This is a genomic window from Streptomyces sp. NBC_00620 (assembly GCF_026341825.1).
In the GTDB taxonomy this organism is placed as follows: Bacteria; Actinomycetota; Actinomycetes; order Streptomycetales; family Streptomycetaceae; genus Streptomyces.
In genome coordinates this window covers 1,605,390-1,622,468 of the sequence record NZ_JAPENY010000002.1, presented here as the reverse complement: position 1 = coordinate 1,622,468, position 17,079 = coordinate 1,605,390, and the positions used below count along the sequence as shown (strand labels likewise).

The 17,079-nt window shown below is 68.0% G+C and carries 16 protein-coding genes; all 16 read left to right on the top strand.

The features are described 5' to 3' along the window. The first annotated feature begins 50 nt into the window (after positions 1-50). The 16 genes from OG246_RS26605 (at position 51) to OG246_RS26530 (ending at position 17,010) form a co-directional block, all read left to right on the top strand. On the top strand, positions 51-1,871 hold the full coding sequence (locus tag OG246_RS26605) for an NUDIX domain-containing protein (RefSeq protein ID WP_266468739.1): 1,821 nt from the start codon (positions 51-53) through the stop codon (positions 1,869-1,871). 225 nt (positions 1,872-2,096) lie between these two features. Next, the gene (locus OG246_RS26600) at positions 2,097-3,389 is read left to right on the top strand and encodes a phage major capsid protein (protein ID WP_266468736.1); all 1,293 of its coding nucleotides are present in this window, start codon (positions 2,097-2,099) and stop codon (positions 3,387-3,389) included. Between the two features lie 263 nt (positions 3,390-3,652). Beyond that, entirely contained in the window at positions 3,653-4,396 is a 744-nt protein-coding gene (locus OG246_RS26595) for a hypothetical protein (protein WP_266468733.1), read from the top strand. Positions 4,397-4,518: 122 nt separating this feature from the next. After that, a complete protein-coding gene (locus tag OG246_RS26590; protein WP_266468730.1) occupies positions 4,519-4,983 on the top strand; it encodes an IPT/TIG domain-containing protein in 465 nt (154 codons plus the stop codon). A gap of 155 nt (positions 4,984-5,138) precedes the next feature. Then, on the top strand, positions 5,139-5,618 hold the full coding sequence (locus tag OG246_RS26585) for a hypothetical protein (RefSeq protein ID WP_266468727.1): 480 nt from the start codon (positions 5,139-5,141) through the stop codon (positions 5,616-5,618). Between the two features lie 12 nt (positions 5,619-5,630). After that, positions 5,631-6,494: a hypothetical protein gene (locus OG246_RS26580; RefSeq protein ID WP_266468724.1), complete on the top strand. Its 864-nt coding sequence runs from the start codon at positions 5,631-5,633 to the stop codon at positions 6,492-6,494. An 18-nt stretch (positions 6,495-6,512) separates the two neighbouring features. Continuing rightward, positions 6,513-6,845 (top strand): hypothetical protein, encoded by a 333-nt coding sequence (locus OG246_RS26575; RefSeq protein WP_266468721.1) that lies wholly within the window; start codon positions 6,513-6,515, stop codon positions 6,843-6,845. Further along, positions 6,845-7,375 carry a hypothetical protein gene (locus OG246_RS26570; protein WP_266468718.1) on the top strand — a complete coding sequence of 177 codons (531 nt, stop codon included), beginning with the start codon at positions 6,845-6,847 and terminating at the stop codon, positions 7,373-7,375. Before OG246_RS26575 ends, OG246_RS26570 begins: the two co-directional genes overlap by 1 nt. Positions 7,376-7,425: 50 nt before the next feature. Then, positions 7,426-7,692, top strand: coding sequence for a hypothetical protein (locus OG246_RS26565; RefSeq protein WP_266468715.1), 267 nt, complete (start codon positions 7,426-7,428; stop codon positions 7,690-7,692). Continuing rightward, on the top strand, positions 7,692-8,126 hold the full coding sequence (locus tag OG246_RS26560; RefSeq protein ID WP_266468712.1) for a hypothetical protein: 435 nt from the start codon (positions 7,692-7,694) through the stop codon (positions 8,124-8,126). Before OG246_RS26565 ends, OG246_RS26560 begins: the two co-directional genes overlap by 1 nt. 72 nt (positions 8,127-8,198) lie before the next feature. Further along, on the top strand, positions 8,199-8,786 hold the full coding sequence (locus tag OG246_RS26555) for a hypothetical protein (RefSeq protein ID WP_266468709.1): 588 nt from the start codon (positions 8,199-8,201) through the stop codon (positions 8,784-8,786). A 101-nt stretch (positions 8,787-8,887) separates the two neighbouring features. After that, on the top strand, positions 8,888-9,412 hold the full coding sequence (locus OG246_RS26550) for a hypothetical protein (protein ID WP_266468706.1): 525 nt from the start codon (positions 8,888-8,890) through the stop codon (positions 9,410-9,412). Positions 9,413-9,703: 291 nt separating this feature from the next. Then, a complete protein-coding gene (locus OG246_RS26545) occupies positions 9,704-13,717 on the top strand; it encodes a hypothetical protein (RefSeq protein WP_266468703.1) in 4,014 nt (1,337 codons plus the stop codon). Then, a complete protein-coding gene (locus OG246_RS26540) occupies positions 13,710-14,759 on the top strand; it encodes a hypothetical protein (protein ID WP_266468701.1) in 1,050 nt (349 codons plus the stop codon). The genes OG246_RS26545 and OG246_RS26540 overlap by 8 nt, the downstream gene beginning before the upstream one ends. Positions 14,760-14,827: 68 nt before the next feature. Beyond that, complete coding sequence (locus tag OG246_RS26535; RefSeq protein WP_266468700.1) at positions 14,828-15,796, top strand: hypothetical protein; 969 nt, start codon at positions 14,828-14,830, stop codon at positions 15,794-15,796. Beyond that, positions 15,796-17,010 carry a hypothetical protein gene (locus tag OG246_RS26530; RefSeq protein ID WP_266468698.1) on the top strand — a complete coding sequence of 405 codons (1,215 nt, stop codon included), beginning with the start codon at positions 15,796-15,798 and terminating at the stop codon, positions 17,008-17,010. Before OG246_RS26535 ends, OG246_RS26530 begins: the two co-directional genes overlap by 1 nt. Positions 17,011-17,079 lie beyond the last annotated feature (69 nt).

Genomic DNA, 17,079 nt, shown 5'->3' with positions numbered 1-17,079 from the left:
ACCCCAGCACGCTGCGAGGCACCAGCCGGGCAATCTACGCCGTTACTGGCGTGGTCGACGAGGTCAACGACCTCATCGTTCCGGGGGCATTCGCCAACACCCTCGCCACCCGCCGCGTCAAAGCCGCCTGGCACCACGAGTGGAAAGACGCCGTCGGTGTCGTCCTCGACGTTGAGGAGTGGCTGCCCGGCGACCGCCGTTTCGCCGACATCCCCAACTGGCCCAAGGAGGCCGGCGCGCTCGTCGCGACCGTCGCCTACAACCGCCGCACCACCAAAGGCCGCGACACCTACGAGCAGGTCAAGCAATGGCACGAACACGGTGAAGCCGCGTTCTCCATCGGCTACCGCGTACCGACCGACGGAGCCACCCGCCGCGGCGACGGCGTCCGCGTCATCCACAAACTCGACCTCTTCGAAGTCAGCCCCGTCCTGCACGGCGCGCACCCCCTGACCCGGGCACTCGAGGTCAAGTCCTCCACCGAGCACGACGGCATGGAGTACAAGGCGACACCCTCGAGCGTCGAAATCGACGTCGTTGCACCGAAGATCGAGGACACCATCAAGGTCGCGGGCCTGGCGGTAAAGGCCGAAGGCACCGGGCGGGTGCTGTTGATCCAGCGCGCTCTCGACGACGACGATCCGGCCGCCGGGATGTGGGAGTTCCCCGGCGGGCACCTGGAGGACGGAGAGGACGCACTCGCCGCCGCGCTGCGCGAGTGGGAGGAAGAGACCGGCTCGACACTCCCCGGGACGACCAGCATCGTCGGCTCGTGGACGGCCCCGACCGGCATCTACCGCGGCTACGTCGCCGTCATCCCCGGCGAGTCCCACATGCCGCTCAACCGTCCCCACGACGAGCGGCGCATAGCCAACCCCGACGACCCCAAGGGCGACGCCACAGAAGTCACCGCCTGGTGGCCGATCACCGCACTCCCCGACATGCCGCTCCTGCGCCCCGAGTGCCGGGAGACTCCCTGGTCACTCCTGGCCGGCGCGACCCTTCCGCAAGGCCCGCCCACGAAACCCGCCGCCACCCCGAAGGAATTCGCCGACGGAGTGATGGCCCGCTACCGCGCCCTTGGCGGTGCAGAGGAGAAGTCAGCGCGCGCCGCGGTGAACGCCGCTCGGGCCCGCCTGCCGCGCATCGAGCACAAGTCGGCCCGCTCCATGGTCGCCGAAGCCAAGAGCCGTCTCACACCCCTCTCGGAGGTCTCCGCAATGTCCCCCAAGCCCCTGCCCGAGTCTCAGGAGCAGTTCCGCACCCGCCTCGCCGACAGTGTCCGCGAACTCCTCGACCAAGGCGGCGACACGTGGACGTGCATTGAGGGCACCTACCCGGACCACGTCATCGTGTCCGTGCACACCGAAGGCCCCAGCCCGAACAGCAGCAGCCACTACGCGATCCCGTACACGGTCACGGGCACGGGCGACATCACCCTGGACAAGCCTCAGCCCGTCGAACTCGCCACCATCGTGGTGCCGGAGGGAACCACCGCCCACCGCGCAGCCACCGACGCCGAGGACGTCGATGCCCGGGTCGTCCAGCCCACCATCGGCGCGATCACCGACGCCACCGCGCGCGTCAGCAGCACCACCGCGGGCCCGGAGCAGCTCGAGAGCGTACGCGACAGGGTGCGCGAGTTGATCCAGGCACTGTCTGCGAAGGGCCTCGACGCCACCTCCGACGACTCCAAGCCCGACCGCAGGCCGACACCTGCGGCCAACCCGCTCGGGATGGACCTCTGGGACGAAGACACCTTCGACGACGACGAGGAGGACGCCGACCCGGAATCCGTCGCCGAGGCGGAGGACACCGTGCGCCTGGACGCGGAGGAAGTGAAGTCTGCACTCGCTCTGATGCAGGGCTGAGTCGCGCGACTCAGCATCACCCCCACGCCTGCGGCGAGCCTCACCGACACAACAACAAAACACCAGGTCAAACCCCATGTGCTGTCCGCTCCAGACATCTGGAGCAGGCAGCACGCGACGTTAACTGCTCTCTCCCTCTTCCATTCCGCCTCGCGTTGAGGCGTCCCGGTGCTGGCCGGGCGAGCGACGCACGTCAACCGCACCCAGCACCAGGGAGAGCAAGCAATGCCCGCCACCGCACGCATCACAGAACTCCAGCGCCGGCTCCAGGAGAAGTCCGCCGAGGCTGAGCGCATCAGCCAGACCTTCAAGGTCGAGGACGGCGGCCAGTTCGTCGTCTCCACCGAGCAGGCCACCGCCTTCCGGACTGTGTCCCGCGAGGCGCAGGAGATCAAGGGTCTGATCGACGCCGAGCAGGGTCTGACCGAGATCAGGCAGTACCTGGACGCCCCGGACGCCCCACCGGCCGCGGCCACCCACTTCGGCCAGCGGCCGACGATGGAGGAGAAGTCCCTCGGTGACCTGTTCGTCGACTCCGAATCCTTCCAGCGTGCCACCGGCGGCGGGTTCCGGGACCGCCCGTACATCCGTGCCGACATCGAGGGGAAGTCGATTTTCTCCCTGTCCGCCGGCACGGTCACGCACCAGACCCTCGGTTCGGCTCAGAACCTGGGCATCGCCGAGCGCCCGTTCCGCAAGTTCCACATTCGGGACCTGTTCCCGAAGTCCTCGACCAAGCAGGCCGTCCTCTACGGCGCGCGTGAGACCGGCTGGACCAACAACGCCAAGCAGGTCAAGGAGCGTTACGCCGCCGACGGTGTCTCCCCTGCGACCGGCGCGGACACCGACACCTGGGGCCGCGCCCCGCGGTCGAAGCTCACGCTGACGCCGGTGATGTACCCGGTCGCGGAAGTCGCGCACCTCCTCGACGCGCACAAGAACATCCTCAGCGACGAGCCGAGACTCAAGACGTTCATCAACACCCGCATGGTCGAGGGCGTCAAGTACTCGGAGGACTGGGACCTTCTGCACTCCGTTGGCGACGGCCAGTCCCTCACCGGCCTCTACAACACCCCGGGCGTCCAGCAGTACACGGGTCTCGCCACCGACCAGTACTCCGTACAGATCCGGCGCTCCATCACCAAGGCGCTGCTCGCCGAGTACGACCCGACCGGCATCGTCCTCAGCCCGACGATGTGGGAGCACGTCGAGGTCGAGGAGGACAAGAACGGCGCCTTCCGCGTCGCTATCGCCGTCGCCATCGGCGCCGAGAAAAAGGTGTGGCGCTTGAACGTGGTCGAGACGACCGCCATGGCGGACACCGACTTCCTGATCGGTGCCTTCGGGCTGGGCGCACAGCTCCACGACCGCGAGACGGTGTCGGTCACCGTCTCCTCGGAGAACGCCGAGAACTTTGAGAAGGGCCTGATCACTTTCCGCGCCGACGAGCGCCTGGCCCTCGAGGTCCCGCGCCCCGAGAGCTTCGTCATCGGTACCTGGACTGCGCCCACCGGCTGATCCAGAGGCGAGTGAGGGGGTGCCCCGAATCATGGGCGCCCCCTCCCACGTACCACCATCACGATGACGGAGGACGCTGGTGATTGAGAAACAACCCATAGGCCTCGCGGAAGAACTGGATGCCCTCACCGGCGCCCCCGCCGCTCACCGAGGCCCCCGATGCAGCGTCGGGGCCCTCCTGGAGGCCGCCGCCGACTAGGTAGCGGCATCCCTTCGTGCGGTAAGCGCGACGCAAGCCATGGCGGAACCTCACGGTCTACGCCATGACTTCAACGAGAAAGTGGCTTCTGACCACCTACAAGCAGGGCGGATACGCCGACACCTTCAAGTGGACCTTGCCCGCGTGGGCGGGGACTCTGCCGGACGGCCGCAACTACAACACGTGCCCGGGGGCTTCGGTCTGTGCCCCGCTGTGTTACGCCCGCACCGGCACCTACCAGTTCCGCACCGTGAAGGCCGCCCACGAAGCCAACCTGATGATGGTTCTGGACGACCTGCCCGGCTGGGAAGCGGCGATGACCGCCGAGCTCGAGCACAAGCGGTACCGGGGCGGGAAGTACGTCCGCTGTCACGACGCTGGAGACTTCTTCAGCCCGGGGTACATCCAGGCCTGGCTCCGCATTATGAGGTCTGCGCCCGACGTGACGTTCTACGCGTACACCAAGAGCGTTTCCCTCTTCCGCGAGTACGTGGAGCCGGACCCGCCGGCCAACTTCAAGTGGGTGTACTCCCTCGGCGGCCGTGAGGACCACCTGATCGACCTCGAGACCGAGCGGCACGTCGACGTCTTCCCCGACGAGGAATCCGTCGAGCGGGCCGGGTACACGTCGCGCGGCGACCTGGGCGACCTCATATCGATCCTGGGGCCGCAGCGCGTCGGACTGCCTGCCAACAACATCAAGCACCTGCAGAAGAAGCAGGATGGCAAGCGGTTCAGCGAGCTGCAGCGTGCCCAGGACGAGCGACGCCGCGGCCCCGGCAAGCAGTACAGCAGCGGGCGACCCTAGCGACACCACATCAAGATCATTCTTGCCCAATTGGGCAAGTGCGCCGGATCCCGGTAGTGCGCGACCCAAGCCGACCCCGTACCTCATCCTTCCGCGACCATCACACGAGGAAGGACCCCCTCATGGGCCTCTACAAGGCAGACGGCACCCGGATCACCAAGGCGGCGTTCCCGGCGACCGCCGTCACCGATCCGGAGAAGGTCGTCTCTCAGGACATCTACAGCACCCGCCCGTACACCACCGATGGCGACCAGCAGCCCGAAGGGTCGATCAAGACCCTGGCCTACAAGGCGGGTGCCGTGCTGCGTCAGTCCGAGATCGACAAGCTGTACCCGGCCGCGACCATCGCCACGGTCAGCCCGGCTACGGGACCGGTGGCGGGCGGCACTGTCGTCACCATCACCGGCACCAACCTGGACGGGGTGTCGGCAGTCAACTTCGGCGCGACGGCGGGCATGGCCCTGACCATCCTGTCCGCCAAGAAGCTGACCGTCACCGCCCCGGCTGGCACCGCCGGGGCGAAGGACGTCGTCCTCGTCGACGACGCCGGCAACGTCACCAAGACCGGCGGCTACACCTACGCCTGATCCGCGTAACAGGGCAGCCCCTCCGCACATGCGCAGGGGCTGCCCTGGGATCAACTCGCGTGCGCCCGGCTGCTCGAGGCAGGGCGCGACACAAGCGCCGCCCGGTGTGCAGGGTGCGCGCCGACCGGAACATCACCCCGAGAGGGAGCCACCCCATGGCCACCAGCCGAACCGCAACCCGCAAGCCCCCTGCCGAGAAGACCGCGGCCACCGCCGACTCCACCACCGCGGCGGCCAACGAGCCCACTCCGGCCGCCGACAGCTCCCCGACGGCACCCGACACGGCCCCGCTCGAGCCGCCGGCCGTCCACGAGCCCCCGGCCGCACCCGAAGAGCCCGTCTACGCCACCCCGACCGAGGTCATCCCCGACGACGAGAACCTCTCCGAGGTCATCCTCGACGACGCCACCAAGCAGCCCCCGACCGACCCAGAGGCGGTCTTCCGGCCCCTCACTGAGTACGGCTCCACCCTTGTGTGCACCGTGCGCCTGGTCGAGCGGACGTTCCTCGGCCCGCACCGCACTCCTATCCACCGCCTCTTGCAGCCCAAGGGCGCCCAGGTCTCCGAAAGCGTTGCAGCCCGCATCCGCGAACGCCTCGTCGCCCAAGTGACCGCTACCGCCACCGAGCAGTAAGGGAGGCCCGGGGTGTCGGCATACGACTACGAACCCATGTACGGCGGGGCGCACTACGACCCCGAACCGGCCGGCGGGCAGGTCACCAGCCTCGTCCTCTACATCGGCCCGGACCGCACCACCGAGGTTGCCGCGGCAGGGCCGGGCACCCGACTGCGGCCCGGGGCATACCGGTTCACGCTGCCGGACGTGGCGCCCGGCCGCTACTGGGCCATCGTCACCTTCACCCCCAGCGGCGGCGCCCAGCCCGTCAAGGACCAGTCCCTGCGTCTGGACCTTCCCCTTGGGCTGGGCCTCGTTGCCTCACCGGAAGCAGTCGCCGACGACCTCGGTGTACCTCTCCCGCTCACGCCCGCGCAGCGCGATGCCCTCGAGACGGCAATCCGCAAGGCACAGTCGGACGTTGTCGCCTACCTGCGCCAGCCCGTCATTCCGCGACTCGTCACCCGAACCGCCATCACACCGTACTGGCGCCCCCACGAGGACCTGAACGACGCCGAGTCATGGCCCATCGAGGTTGATGATCTGGTGCAGGTCTCCGCGTACCGGGACCGCGGCGACGGCACGTACGACGTCGACTTCATCATCGGCCTCGACGGCGCCGCAGAGGACCCGGTGGTGCGTTACGTCGTTGCTCACGCTGCTGAGTCCGAGCGGCAACGCCCCGGCGGTGTCGGATCCCAGAGCCGCCGCGTTTCCTCCGTCAGCGCGGAGGGACAGTCGATCTCCTACGAGTCGACACCCGCCACCGGCCAGGCCGGCGCCCCGCCCACCATCGACACCCTGTCCCCGTTGAAGCGCCGCCTGTTCCAGCCTCTCAACCGGCCGACCCGCGAGCCATGGCCGTACTCCTCCGCCCGCTACCGCAGTCGCTGACGAAGGGAACTGCTGGCCGTGGCCGTGGTCATGTCGAACGCGCTGCTCACTGTGTACGTGCTCGCCCACCCGTGGGAGCGCGACGCCAACGGTGTGCCCGTCCCCCCGAACCCCAACGTGCGCCCCGCCGCGCGCGGAACCTGGCCCGGGTCGGTCCTCGAGCAGCCCGACGGGTCATGGAACGTGCGCCTGGACCCGCAGACGTGGCCGGTGAAAGAGGGCGACACCATCAGCGACGACACCGGACGGTCCTGGACCCTGACGAGCACCCGCAACCACACCGTGCCGGACTGCCCGGCCGTCGACTACGTTCAGGCCACTGCCACGCTCAACCCGCCCGAAGTCTCCTGATGGCGAAGTTCACGCCCGCCCGGGGCCTTGAGGAAGCCCTCGCCCGCATGCTGGCCCCTGCGGTCCACCGCATCGCCGTGCAAGTGGAGATCGAGGCCAAGCGGCTGGCCCCGCCCACAAAGCGGTGGGTGACCATGGGCGACGACAAAGTACGTCCCACCCACGTCAAGGCCCAAGGCCAGGAAGTCCCCGAGAACCTGCGGTTCTCCATCAACTCCATGCAGTGGGACCGCGAGCACCGCGGCCTCGGCAAATTCACCTACATGATCGAGCCCCGCGACCGGACCTCCCGAGCGGTCGCCAACCTCCGGAACTGCCGCTGCACCACGCACAAGGACCCGGACGGGATCGCCCGCACCATCAACTCCGGCCAGCCCGTCGTCACGGGCAAGACGGTGACCGTGACCGTCTCCGCTCAGGGCCCGATGGTCGTCGAGGCCGAAGTCGGCACGGTCTACCCGGGCAACCTCGTCGCTGGCGGCGCGCACTTCATGGCTGGCGGAGCCGCGATCGTCGCCGCCCGCCGCTGACCCGTCCGGACGACGCGACACAAACAGTCCCGATCCGCACAGTGCCCGCCATGGCTACGAACACCACCAGAAGGACCGCGGACGCGCCCGATGAGGCCGCCGTCGACACCGCCGAGACCCGCTCCGAGCGCAACGCGCCGTCCCGCGCCGTGCCCGTCGTCGGCCCGCCGCTCCGCGAGGGCGAGGAGCCGTCCACCGTCACGCTGTCCCACCACCTTGGCATCGACGGCACCGACTACGCACCCGGAACAGAGATCAGCGTCTCCTCGGACTACGCCCGCCGCCTGCGCGGGCAGGGCTTCGTCGCCCGTACCTGATGACCGAGTTGACACTCGCGGACGCCGATCCGGTCTCCGAGATCCTGACCTGGCTCCAGCAGAGCGACGCGGCCGTCGACGCCCTCGGCGGCCCCGGCGGCCCCGGCCGCGTGTCCGGAATCGCCGAAGCACCCTGGCCGCATCTCGTCGTCGGCCACGGCCCCGGCGGAGACCTGCGGACTCTCACCTGGGCCATCGAGCCCGAGGTGACGCTCGAGGTGTACGGCGACCCGGGCGGATGGCCCGGCAAGGCGGAGCTCCGTCGGATCCTGCTGCGCTGCGCGAGGGCCGCCCAGGACATTGTGGAGGCGCCCCACGTGCCCGGCCGGCCTGTCATCAGCGGCATCAAGCCGTCCGGTCTCCTGGTCTGGGCGCCGCTCGTCGACGGTCAACCCCGCTGGCTGATGAACCTCTCGGTGACCATCCACCCGTGACGACGCGACGCTAACCCCTTCGCCTCTCCAAGGTGTCCGCGCCCCAGCACCGGACACCTTGGAGAACCCGTCATGGCAGGCGAGAGCGCCAACAACAACGAAATCGTCATCCCGTCCCTCACCAGGATCTTCCTGGCTCCCGTCGGGTCCACCGCCCCGGCCGACGCCACTTCGGTGATGCCCGCAGCCCTGCGGAACGTGGGTCTCACGACCGAGGACAGCCTCAAGTTCAACGTGGAACCGAGCTTCGAGCAGGTTCGCAGCGCCCAGTCCTCCTACCCGACCCGCACCTTCCAGACGCAGGACGCGGCGACCATCGAGGTCGACCTCCAGCAGTGGTCCGGCGACAACTTCCGGGCGGTTTACGGCGGCGGTGAAATCTCCACCGTCGCGGTGACGGGTCCACCGGCCGCGACGCACTACAAGTTCACGCCGCCCCGTATCGGCTCCCGCACGGAGGTCATGGCCGTCGTCGAGGTCATCGACGGCGGCAAGCACTACAGGTACGTCTTCCCGCGCGCCATGCAGATGGAAGGCGTCGCGAAGGACCTCGCCAAGACCAAGGAGGCAATTTTGCCCTTGCGGCTGGCGGTCCAGGGCGGCGACGAGCTGGACGCCTGGTACGTCCTCACCGACGACCCGGCGTTCGCCGCGGCATGACCTCTCGCGGCAGCGCGCGACACAAGCCCGCACGGCTTGCCACTGTCCGTGCGCTGCCGCACCACCGCGATTCAGCCACGCAGATTTGAGAGGTCACACGCATGTCGTACGTCATCGACCTGGACGCCGAACGCCGCGAGGTCCAGTACCCCGACGGCATCCCGGTCAAGTTCGCCGGGGACCAGTTCATTTTCCCGGCGGAGCTGCCGGCCGAAGCCCTCGACCCGATCCTGTCCGACGAACTGGACCTCGTCGGCCTCCTCGGTGAGGTCATCGACTCCGCAGAGGGCGACGCCGGCGTGAAGGAGGTCGTCAACGCCCTCTTCCGACGCCCGTCCCTGCCGCGGAAGTTCCTCGCGGCGGTCCGCGAAACGTACGCGATCCTCCTCGGCGAGCAGCACGCGACGTTCCTCGAGAACCGCCCGTCGATCGGCGACTACGTCCGCCTGACGACCGGCCTGACAAAGGTCTACGGCGTGGAGCTGGGAAAACTCTTTCGGTCGGCCGCCTCGTCCGAGAGCGATTCTCCGACGTCGAATCCGACCTCTCCCGCTACCACCGGGTCGACGCCCGACGGGTCTGGCTCCGCCCCGGACAGCCCGGATTCCTCGGCGTCCGACGGCTGATCTCCCTCGTCGACGGACTGCCCGACGACTCCCAGGTCCGTTCCGCTCCGCTCGGGGGCTGGACCAAGGTCCTGGAGCTCCTGGCGCTGATCGTCGACGAGCTCGGGCTCCTTGCCGCAGACAAGCGGCGCGAGGAGCCGACCCGCATCGTTCGCCCGCCGCGCTCCAACACCGGGACACGCCACGGCCATTCGCCACGGCAGCCGCATCCCTCCCCGGAGCCGCAGGCACCCCGCATGAACGGCCACAAGCAGATGCTCATGGCGGCCATGCAGAGAGGAATGGTCCGTAGTGGGTGAAGGCCTGCAGGCCGGCCGCCTCGACGTGCCGGTCGTCGCTGACCTTTCGGGGTTCGCGCAGAGACTCCGCACGCAGATTGAGACGGCTGCCGAAGGCCTCGCCGCGAAGGTCAAGGTCGAGATTGACTCCAAGGGCCTCAAGCGGCGTTTGAAGGAAGTCGTCAAGGAGGCGTCCAAGGGCGTCACCGCGACCATCCGCGTGAAGATCGACGAGGACCGGTTCCGTACCGAACTCGACGGGATCCGGCAGCGCCTCGCCGACGCTGACCTCAACCTCCCCGTCAGGCCGGACGGCGGCGGCCAGCGCAGCGGCGGACTCCTCGACCAAGTTCGGCGTCTGATCTCGGGCGCCCAGGGAGAAGCCAACCGCAACCCGGTCAACGTCCCCATGCAGATGCGCATGCCGGGCCGCGGCAGTCTGCGGATGCTCGCGATCGGCGCACTGGTCGCGCTGCTCCAGCCCGCGGTCGCCCTCATCGGGCAGTACGGCGCGGGTCTGACGGCCCTGGTGTCGGCCGCCGCGCCTGCCGTCGGTGTCCTTGCAGCGATACCTGGGTTGATCGCCGCAGCGGGCACCGCGGCGATCGGTACGAAGATCGCTTTCAGCGGCTTCGGCGACGCAGTCAAGGAGTCGGCGGCGGCCCAGCAGATGCTCGCCCAGGACGGCGAGGTCACCGAGGCCCAGCAGGAGAAACTCGACCAGGCGCTCGGCAAACTGTCGAAGTCGGCCCGAAAATCTGTCACCACGGTCACCGCACTGTCCGGGGCCTGGCGAGACATGAAGAAGTCGGTTCAGGAGCGCTTCTTCTCCCAGGTCGCGGACGACATCAAGCCCCTGTCAAACGCAGTCCTTCCGCTCCTCAAGGACGCACTCGGCGACTCCGCCTCCCAGATGGGTTCCCTGGCGGAGCGCGGCGCGCAGTTCATGAAGTCGGGCGTCTTCCGCAAGGACTTCAAGACGATCGCGCAGACGAACTCCGGCGTCGTCGGCCACATGACCGACAGCCTGGCCAACCTCGGCCGGACCACCATGGATTTCCTGGTGGCCTCGGGACCATTCACCGAACGGGTCGCCCAGGGCGGTGAACGACTCACCCAATGGTTCCGGGCGTCCGTGCAGGCAGGCCGCGAAACCGGCAGCCTCGCCAGGTTCTTGGACCACGCGGGCGACAAGGCGGCGCAGCTCGGCCGGACCACCGGCAGCCTCATCAAGGGCCTCGGCGGTGTCGGCAAGGCCGCCATGGACACCGGCAATGCACTCCTCGACGGGCTCGAGGGCAGCATGCTGCGCTTCGAGCGCTGGGCGAACTCGGGTGCCGGCCAGAAGGCCATGAGCCAGTTCTTCAGCGACGCGGCGCCCGCGTTCCACGAGGTCAATCTCCTCTTCGGGGACCTCATGCGGGGGCTCGGCCGATCCATGCAAGACGGCGGAATCACCGACCTCGTCCGGCAGATCCGCACCGAGCTGATGCCCGCTCTAGGCACCTTCTTCAACGCTCTCGGCCAGACGATTGGGCCTGCGCTGATCAGCGTCCTCTCCAATATCGCCACCGCGATCGGCAACATCTCGGAGGCCGGAACCGGCCTCGGCGTACTCCTCGTGACCTTCAACGGCCTGCTGAGCATTTTCAACACGATCATGGGCGTGATCCCCGGAGCGAACACGGCCCTAGCCGTCTTCCTCGGGTTGATGCTCGCGCTCAAGGTCATCAGCGGTGTCGCGAACATGCTGCGCGGCTTCGGTACCTCCGTCGCTGCCGCAGGCACGTCCGTGCGGACGCTGGGCACCACGATGCGCGGAACGACCACCGCCGGCGGAGGGCACCTCAGCCTCTGGTCACGGATGACGGGCGTCTATTCGAGAGTGTCAGCGCAGGGCAACCGCCTGACCGGCACCCTCCGCGGAATCGGTGCTGCGAATCAGGTTGCTTCCCGTGCCATTGGCGGCGTCACGTCCGCGCTCGGCGGCCCGCTCGGCATTGCCATGATCGGCGTCACGATCGGCCTCGGACTGCTCGCCTCCAGACAGGAGGAGGCGGCCCGCGCGACGCAGGCACACAAGGAACGCGTGGACGCCCTCGCGCAGGCCCTGGCCGCATCCGGCGGGACGATCGACGCGAACGTCAGAGCGCAAGCCGCGCAGCTCCTGCAGGACACGCAGCTCGCCGACGGCAAGGGCAAGTTGGTCGACATGATGGGCGAGGCGGGCGTCAGCCTCGGGAAGCTGACGAACGCCTACCTCAGCCAGGACACGACCCTTGGAGAACTGCAGAAGGAACTCCAGGCGACGGCCGACGCCCACGAACTCATAGATTTCAAAACCGGCGCGCAAGGCTGGGATGACGAGGGCCTCGCTGCGATCAGAGCGAAGGACGCCCTCGGCGCAGTGCGGGGTGAGCTGGAGGCGGGCCAGACAAAGCAGAAGGAACTCGCCGACGCCATCAACTCCTCAGGCACCACCGGAACGGACGCCTACGGCCGCTTGCAGTCCGCAGTACAGGTCTTCGGCGACAAAACGAAGTCCGCCGACGAGCGGGTCGACGCCCTCAAGCGGGCACTGGACGCCCTGAACGGAAACAACCAGTCGTTCCACGACGCCGAAGCGCAGCTCAACGCCGTGATGCTGGCCATCGACGACACGATGAAGTCCAACATCGACACAGCTGAGGGCTGGGGCAAGGCACTCGTCGACAACGACGGTCTCGTCAACACCGCGACCAAGAACGGCCAGAACCTGAACTCGCAGCTCACGGAGCTGCGCGACGGCATGCTCGGCGTCGCCACCCGCGCGCAAGAGGCCGCAGAGCAGGGCGTCATACCCATGACCGAGGCCATGGACAAGAGCCAGGCCGCCATGGACCGGGCGCGCGCCAAGGCCATCCAGCTCGCCACGGACATGGGCATCCCCAAGGAACAGGCCGCGGCGCTCGCTGACCAGATGGGACTTGTTCCCGACACCATCACCACGATCATGAAGACCGATGGTGTCGATGCGGCGACGGCGGCCTTCCTGGGGCTGCGTACAAAGCTCGACGGCCTCAAGGGCGGCGAGACGATCCGCATCGACGCCCCGACCGGCGAGGCCGTACGGCAACTTCAAGCCCTCGGCTTCACCGTCCAGGGACTCCCCGAGGGGAAGCAGGTCGCCGTCACAGCCCCCACGAGCGGAGCACGCGCGGCGATCAGCGCTCTGGCGGCCGACATCAAGAATGCGCCGAGTAAGAAGAAGGTCACTGTCGAGGCGATCGTGAAACAGGCGGCCGGCGAACTCAAGGGGGTGCAGGACAAGGTCGCCGGGATGAAGGGCAAGTCGATCGAGATCAAGACGCCGACGAAGACCGCCCAGCAGGCACTGAAAGACCTCGGCTACACGATCAAGAACGTGGACGGCAAGGGCGGCAAGGTCGTCAAGATCACCGCCCCGAACAAGACGCCCCTCGCTCAGGTGCAGGCGATTCAGGGGAAGATCAACGGCCTCACGGGTAAGACCGTCACCGTCACCGTCAAGTACTCGACGCTGGGCCAGCCGTACGTCTCTCAGCAGGCGGACGGCGGGATCGTGCAATACGCCAACGGCGGCATCCGCAGCATGACCGGCCGGGTGAAGGCCTTCGCGAACGGCGCGGAGAGGCACATCGCACAGATCGCCAAGGCCGGTGAAATGCGGCTATGGGCGGAGCCGGAGACGTACCCGGGCGAGGCGTACATCCCACTCGCGCCCTCCAAACGGAAGCGCTCCGAGGCGATCCTCGACACGGTTGCGAAGTTCTTCGGCGGAACTGTCGTCTACCCGCAGAGCGCGCTGTCCACGTTCGCCAATGGCGGCGTGCGGACCTCGTCGCGCGCCACCACCGTCCGGCAACGGTCGACCGTCTCACAGGCCGCGGCTGCCCTCGTGGGTGGAGACCTGAACATCAACGTCGGTGCCGTCGCGAGCACCGGCAACGCATTGGGGGACGCCATGTTCGAGCTGCGTCGGATCAGGTTGGGGGGAAGCGTTGCGTGACGGCGACTGGTACCTCGGGTACAACTCGTACGACAACCTGCCGGGTGCAGCGTTGACGTTCGGCCGGGAGGCGTCGGGCATCTACTGCCTGAGAGAACCCGACCTGACGTACGCCGATCCGGAGGTGGGCGACGCGGGAATGCCCGGCGAGGACGGAATCCGGCTCGGCCGCGACTACCAGCGGTCGGCCACCGTGACCTTCGAGCTCGGTGTCGACGGCGTGAACGGCCCCGTGGACCGCCACTATCCGATGCGCCCGTGGTCGCAGGGCTCCCGCATAGGCGCGTGGACCGACGCCGAGAAAGTGATGGCGTACGCGCACAAACTTGACGGCCCGGAAGCGTGGGTGAGCGAGGGCGTCGACATGCTGCGCCAGGCATGGCGTGCCGACGCGATCCGCCTGAAGCCGTCGCGGGTCGCGTGGCTGCTGCACAGGAAGGCGGGTCGGACCCGGCGCATGTATGGGCGGCCGCGAAATATCGGTGTGTCCCACTCCCGGCTGACGAAGCAGGGGTACACGCCGGTCGTCGCCGATTTCACGGCGATCGATGACCGGTTCTACGACGAGACGGAGAAGTCCGAGGAACTGTGGGACTTCTACATCGCGGGTCGGCCGCCGGTTCCGTGGCGGCCGGTCACGAATGACGGTCAGCTCTACTTCACGACGTCTCAGAAGACGAAGCTGGTGAAGCACCTCGGCCGGCTTCCGACCTATCCGGTGATCGTGATCAACGGCCCGTGCAAGAACCCGAAGGTCACGCTCCACCCGTCTCTGTGGGCAGTGCAACTGACGATGACGATCGCGGCCTCCGACTACGTGACGATCGACCCGCGCCCGTGGGCGCGCACGGTGATTCACACCAAGGGCGCGACCACGTTGTCGGTGGCCAACCAGCTCACGCGTGCGAGCCCGAGGCTGGGAGAGATGGCCGTCCCGCCGGGAAACTGGACGGCACAGTTGTCGTACACCCGCTCCTCCTCGAAGTATTTGGACGGGCCGCGCGTAGAGATCAAGTGGCGTGACGCGTACGCCTGGTGGTGAGCGGTCGACACTATGCGCCCACGCCGTCCAGCCTCTCCACTCCTGTACGGAGTGAGGAGCGGTGAGAGATGGCGTGGGACGGCATTCCCTGGTTCATAGAGGGCACGATGGCGAGCGAGGAGACGCTCCGCCTGATCATTGACGCTGCGGTAGGCGGCGGCGAGGGCATCATCAGTCCGGCGGACCTTCTGGTGACTGCGCTGGGCTCTCCGGCCGGCGCAGTTCAGGTGGCCCCGGGTGGGATGGTCGCCAAGCGGCGCGCGGCCGCGGGCGGTGGCGCTCAGTCCTACGCGGCGCGGATGCCGACGGCCGAGCAGGTGGTAATCGAACCGACCGGAGCCGACGGGCCCCGCACTGACCTGGTCATCGCCCGAGTCGAGGACCCGTACGGCGGCGAGACGTGGCCGGAGCCCGAAGACCCCACCATCGGCCCGTACATCTACACCCGGGTCATCTCCGATGTGCCGCCAGGCACCACGAGCATCCTCGACATCGACCCGGATTCCACGGCCATCACCCTGGCCCGCGTCGACCTGACCGCCTCCACGACTGCTGTAACCGCGGCCATGGTCACCGACCTGCGGCAGATGGCACGCCCGCGCACGCAGGCCTCGCGCCGCTACCTGTTCGGGGCATGGACGACGCCGGACGACGTCGGCGCGATCACGGACGTGTGGGAGGTGTTCCCCCTCGGTGCCACGTGGGCGGAGACCGTTCCGGAGTGGGCCACGCACGTCACCGTCCACACTCAGATCACCGGCCTACTGCACCCGGACGCGACCGAAGCGCGTGGCCAGTTGCGGGTATCGATCGGTGATCAGCACGGCGTGGGGATGCCGTATACCGCTGCGCAGGCCGGCCGGATCGCCGTACAGACCGGGCACCGCTTCGTCCTTGATCCCGACGACCGCGGTGAAGTGCTGACGCTGCTCCTCGAAGGCATCGGGACGAGCGGCGTCACCGGCGTGCTGCGCGCGGACGCGAGCACCGTGCTGTCGGTGGAAGTCACCTACTCCCAGGCGCCGGTGAGCGCCTGATGGGCTGGCGGTACATCGCCCAGCGGTCGACCACTCAGGACTTCCTGGACTGGGACGTGCCGTTCGTGCCGGACGGCCCGCCGAAGCGCGAGCTGAACGGGCCCGGCTCGCTCTCGGGGACGATCGCGCCGGAGTACATGCGGCTGATGGCGAAGCCCGACGGGCTGCCCGTCATATCCGAGTGGGCGACGACGCTGTACGCCGAGTTCGAGGGTCGGATCCGGTGGGGCGGCCTGGTGACCAACGTGTCCTACCAGGGCCAGGCCATGAAGGTGGAGTGCGCAGGCTACGCCGCCTACCCCAGCGGAATGCCGTACCTGGGGTCGGTGATTCGCTCCGGCGCAAAGATCGCCCAGAAATACATCGTCGGGGGCGTCAACTACGAGGGCAAAGACAAGAACAACGACGGATACGTGGACGGATCAAGCCCGAAGCGGAAGATGCCGGCGAAGCCGAAGGACAAGATCACAACGCGGTGGGATGCGTACGACGTCGTCCGGCACATCTGGTCTCACCTGCAGGACTACCAGCGCGGCAAGCTCGGCGTGACGCTCGATACCCACGACTCCGGGTACAAGCTGGGCGCCGCGTCCGGCGATGACCCGTGGGAACTGCTGTGGTGGGACAGCCCTGACTGCGGCCAGACGATCACCGACGTCATGAAGCTCGCGAGCGCGGACTTCCTCGAGCGGCACTACTGGGACGGTGACAAGGAGAAGATCCTCCATCACATCGACCTAGGCACACGCCATTTGGGCAAGATCCGGCACGATCTGCGGTTCGCGTCCGGCGAGAACATCATCGAGATCGCTACGCCCACCGGACAGGGCGACTTCTACGCGAACAACGTGTACGTGCTGGGCAAAGGCAGCGGGCAGAAGACCGCCCGCGTGCGCGTTGTCGTCGACGACAAGCGGCTTCGCCGCGCCCGGATCATCAGCCGGAAGGGCACCGCGAACGCGAAGACCCTCACGTCGTACGGCAAGACGGAGAGGGCGAAACACTCCCAGCAGTTGACTATCCCGTCCATCGCGATCAAGCAGCACGCCAACGCGCCGTTCGGCTCGTGGACGCTCGGCGACCGCATCCTCGTCCAGGTCAACGTGCCGTGGGTCGGGGAACTGGCCATATGGCACCGCATCACCGCCGAGGAGATCGACCCGGCGGCCGGCACGGCCATTCTCACCCTGACCCGCCACGACTTCTACGGCTGATCAGCCCGCGACGCTAACACCCCGCACCGCCCACTCTGCCCGCTCCCGGACCTCCGGGCGATCGGCAGA

What these genes read in the sequence shown, in the direction of transcription:
- OG246_RS26570 (WP_266468718.1), top strand. Translation starts at nt 6,845, where the DNA reads ATGGCGAAGTTCACGCCCGCCCGGGGCCTTGAGGAAGCCCTCGCCCGC.
- OG246_RS26530 (WP_266468698.1), top strand. Translation starts at nt 15,796, where the DNA reads ATGGGCTGGCGGTACATCGCCCAGCGGTCGACCACTCAGGACTTCCTG.
- OG246_RS26595 (WP_266468733.1), top strand. Translation starts at nt 3,653, where the DNA reads ATGACTTCAACGAGAAAGTGGCTTCTGACCACCTACAAGCAGGGCGGA.
- OG246_RS26555 (WP_266468709.1), top strand. Translation starts at nt 8,199, where the DNA reads ATGGCAGGCGAGAGCGCCAACAACAACGAAATCGTCATCCCGTCCCTC.
- OG246_RS26585 (WP_266468727.1), top strand. Translation starts at nt 5,139, where the DNA reads ATGGCCACCAGCCGAACCGCAACCCGCAAGCCCCCTGCCGAGAAGACC.
- OG246_RS26565 (WP_266468715.1), top strand. Translation starts at nt 7,426, where the DNA reads ATGGCTACGAACACCACCAGAAGGACCGCGGACGCGCCCGATGAGGCC.
- OG246_RS26560 (WP_266468712.1), top strand. Translation starts at nt 7,692, where the DNA reads ATGACCGAGTTGACACTCGCGGACGCCGATCCGGTCTCCGAGATCCTG.
- OG246_RS26600 (WP_266468736.1), top strand. Translation starts at nt 2,097, where the DNA reads ATGCCCGCCACCGCACGCATCACAGAACTCCAGCGCCGGCTCCAGGAG.
- OG246_RS26550 (WP_266468706.1), top strand. Translation starts at nt 8,888, where the DNA reads ATGTCGTACGTCATCGACCTGGACGCCGAACGCCGCGAGGTCCAGTAC.
- OG246_RS26535 (WP_266468700.1), top strand. Translation starts at nt 14,828, where the DNA reads ATGGCGTGGGACGGCATTCCCTGGTTCATAGAGGGCACGATGGCGAGC.
- OG246_RS26590 (WP_266468730.1), top strand. Translation starts at nt 4,519, where the DNA reads ATGGGCCTCTACAAGGCAGACGGCACCCGGATCACCAAGGCGGCGTTC.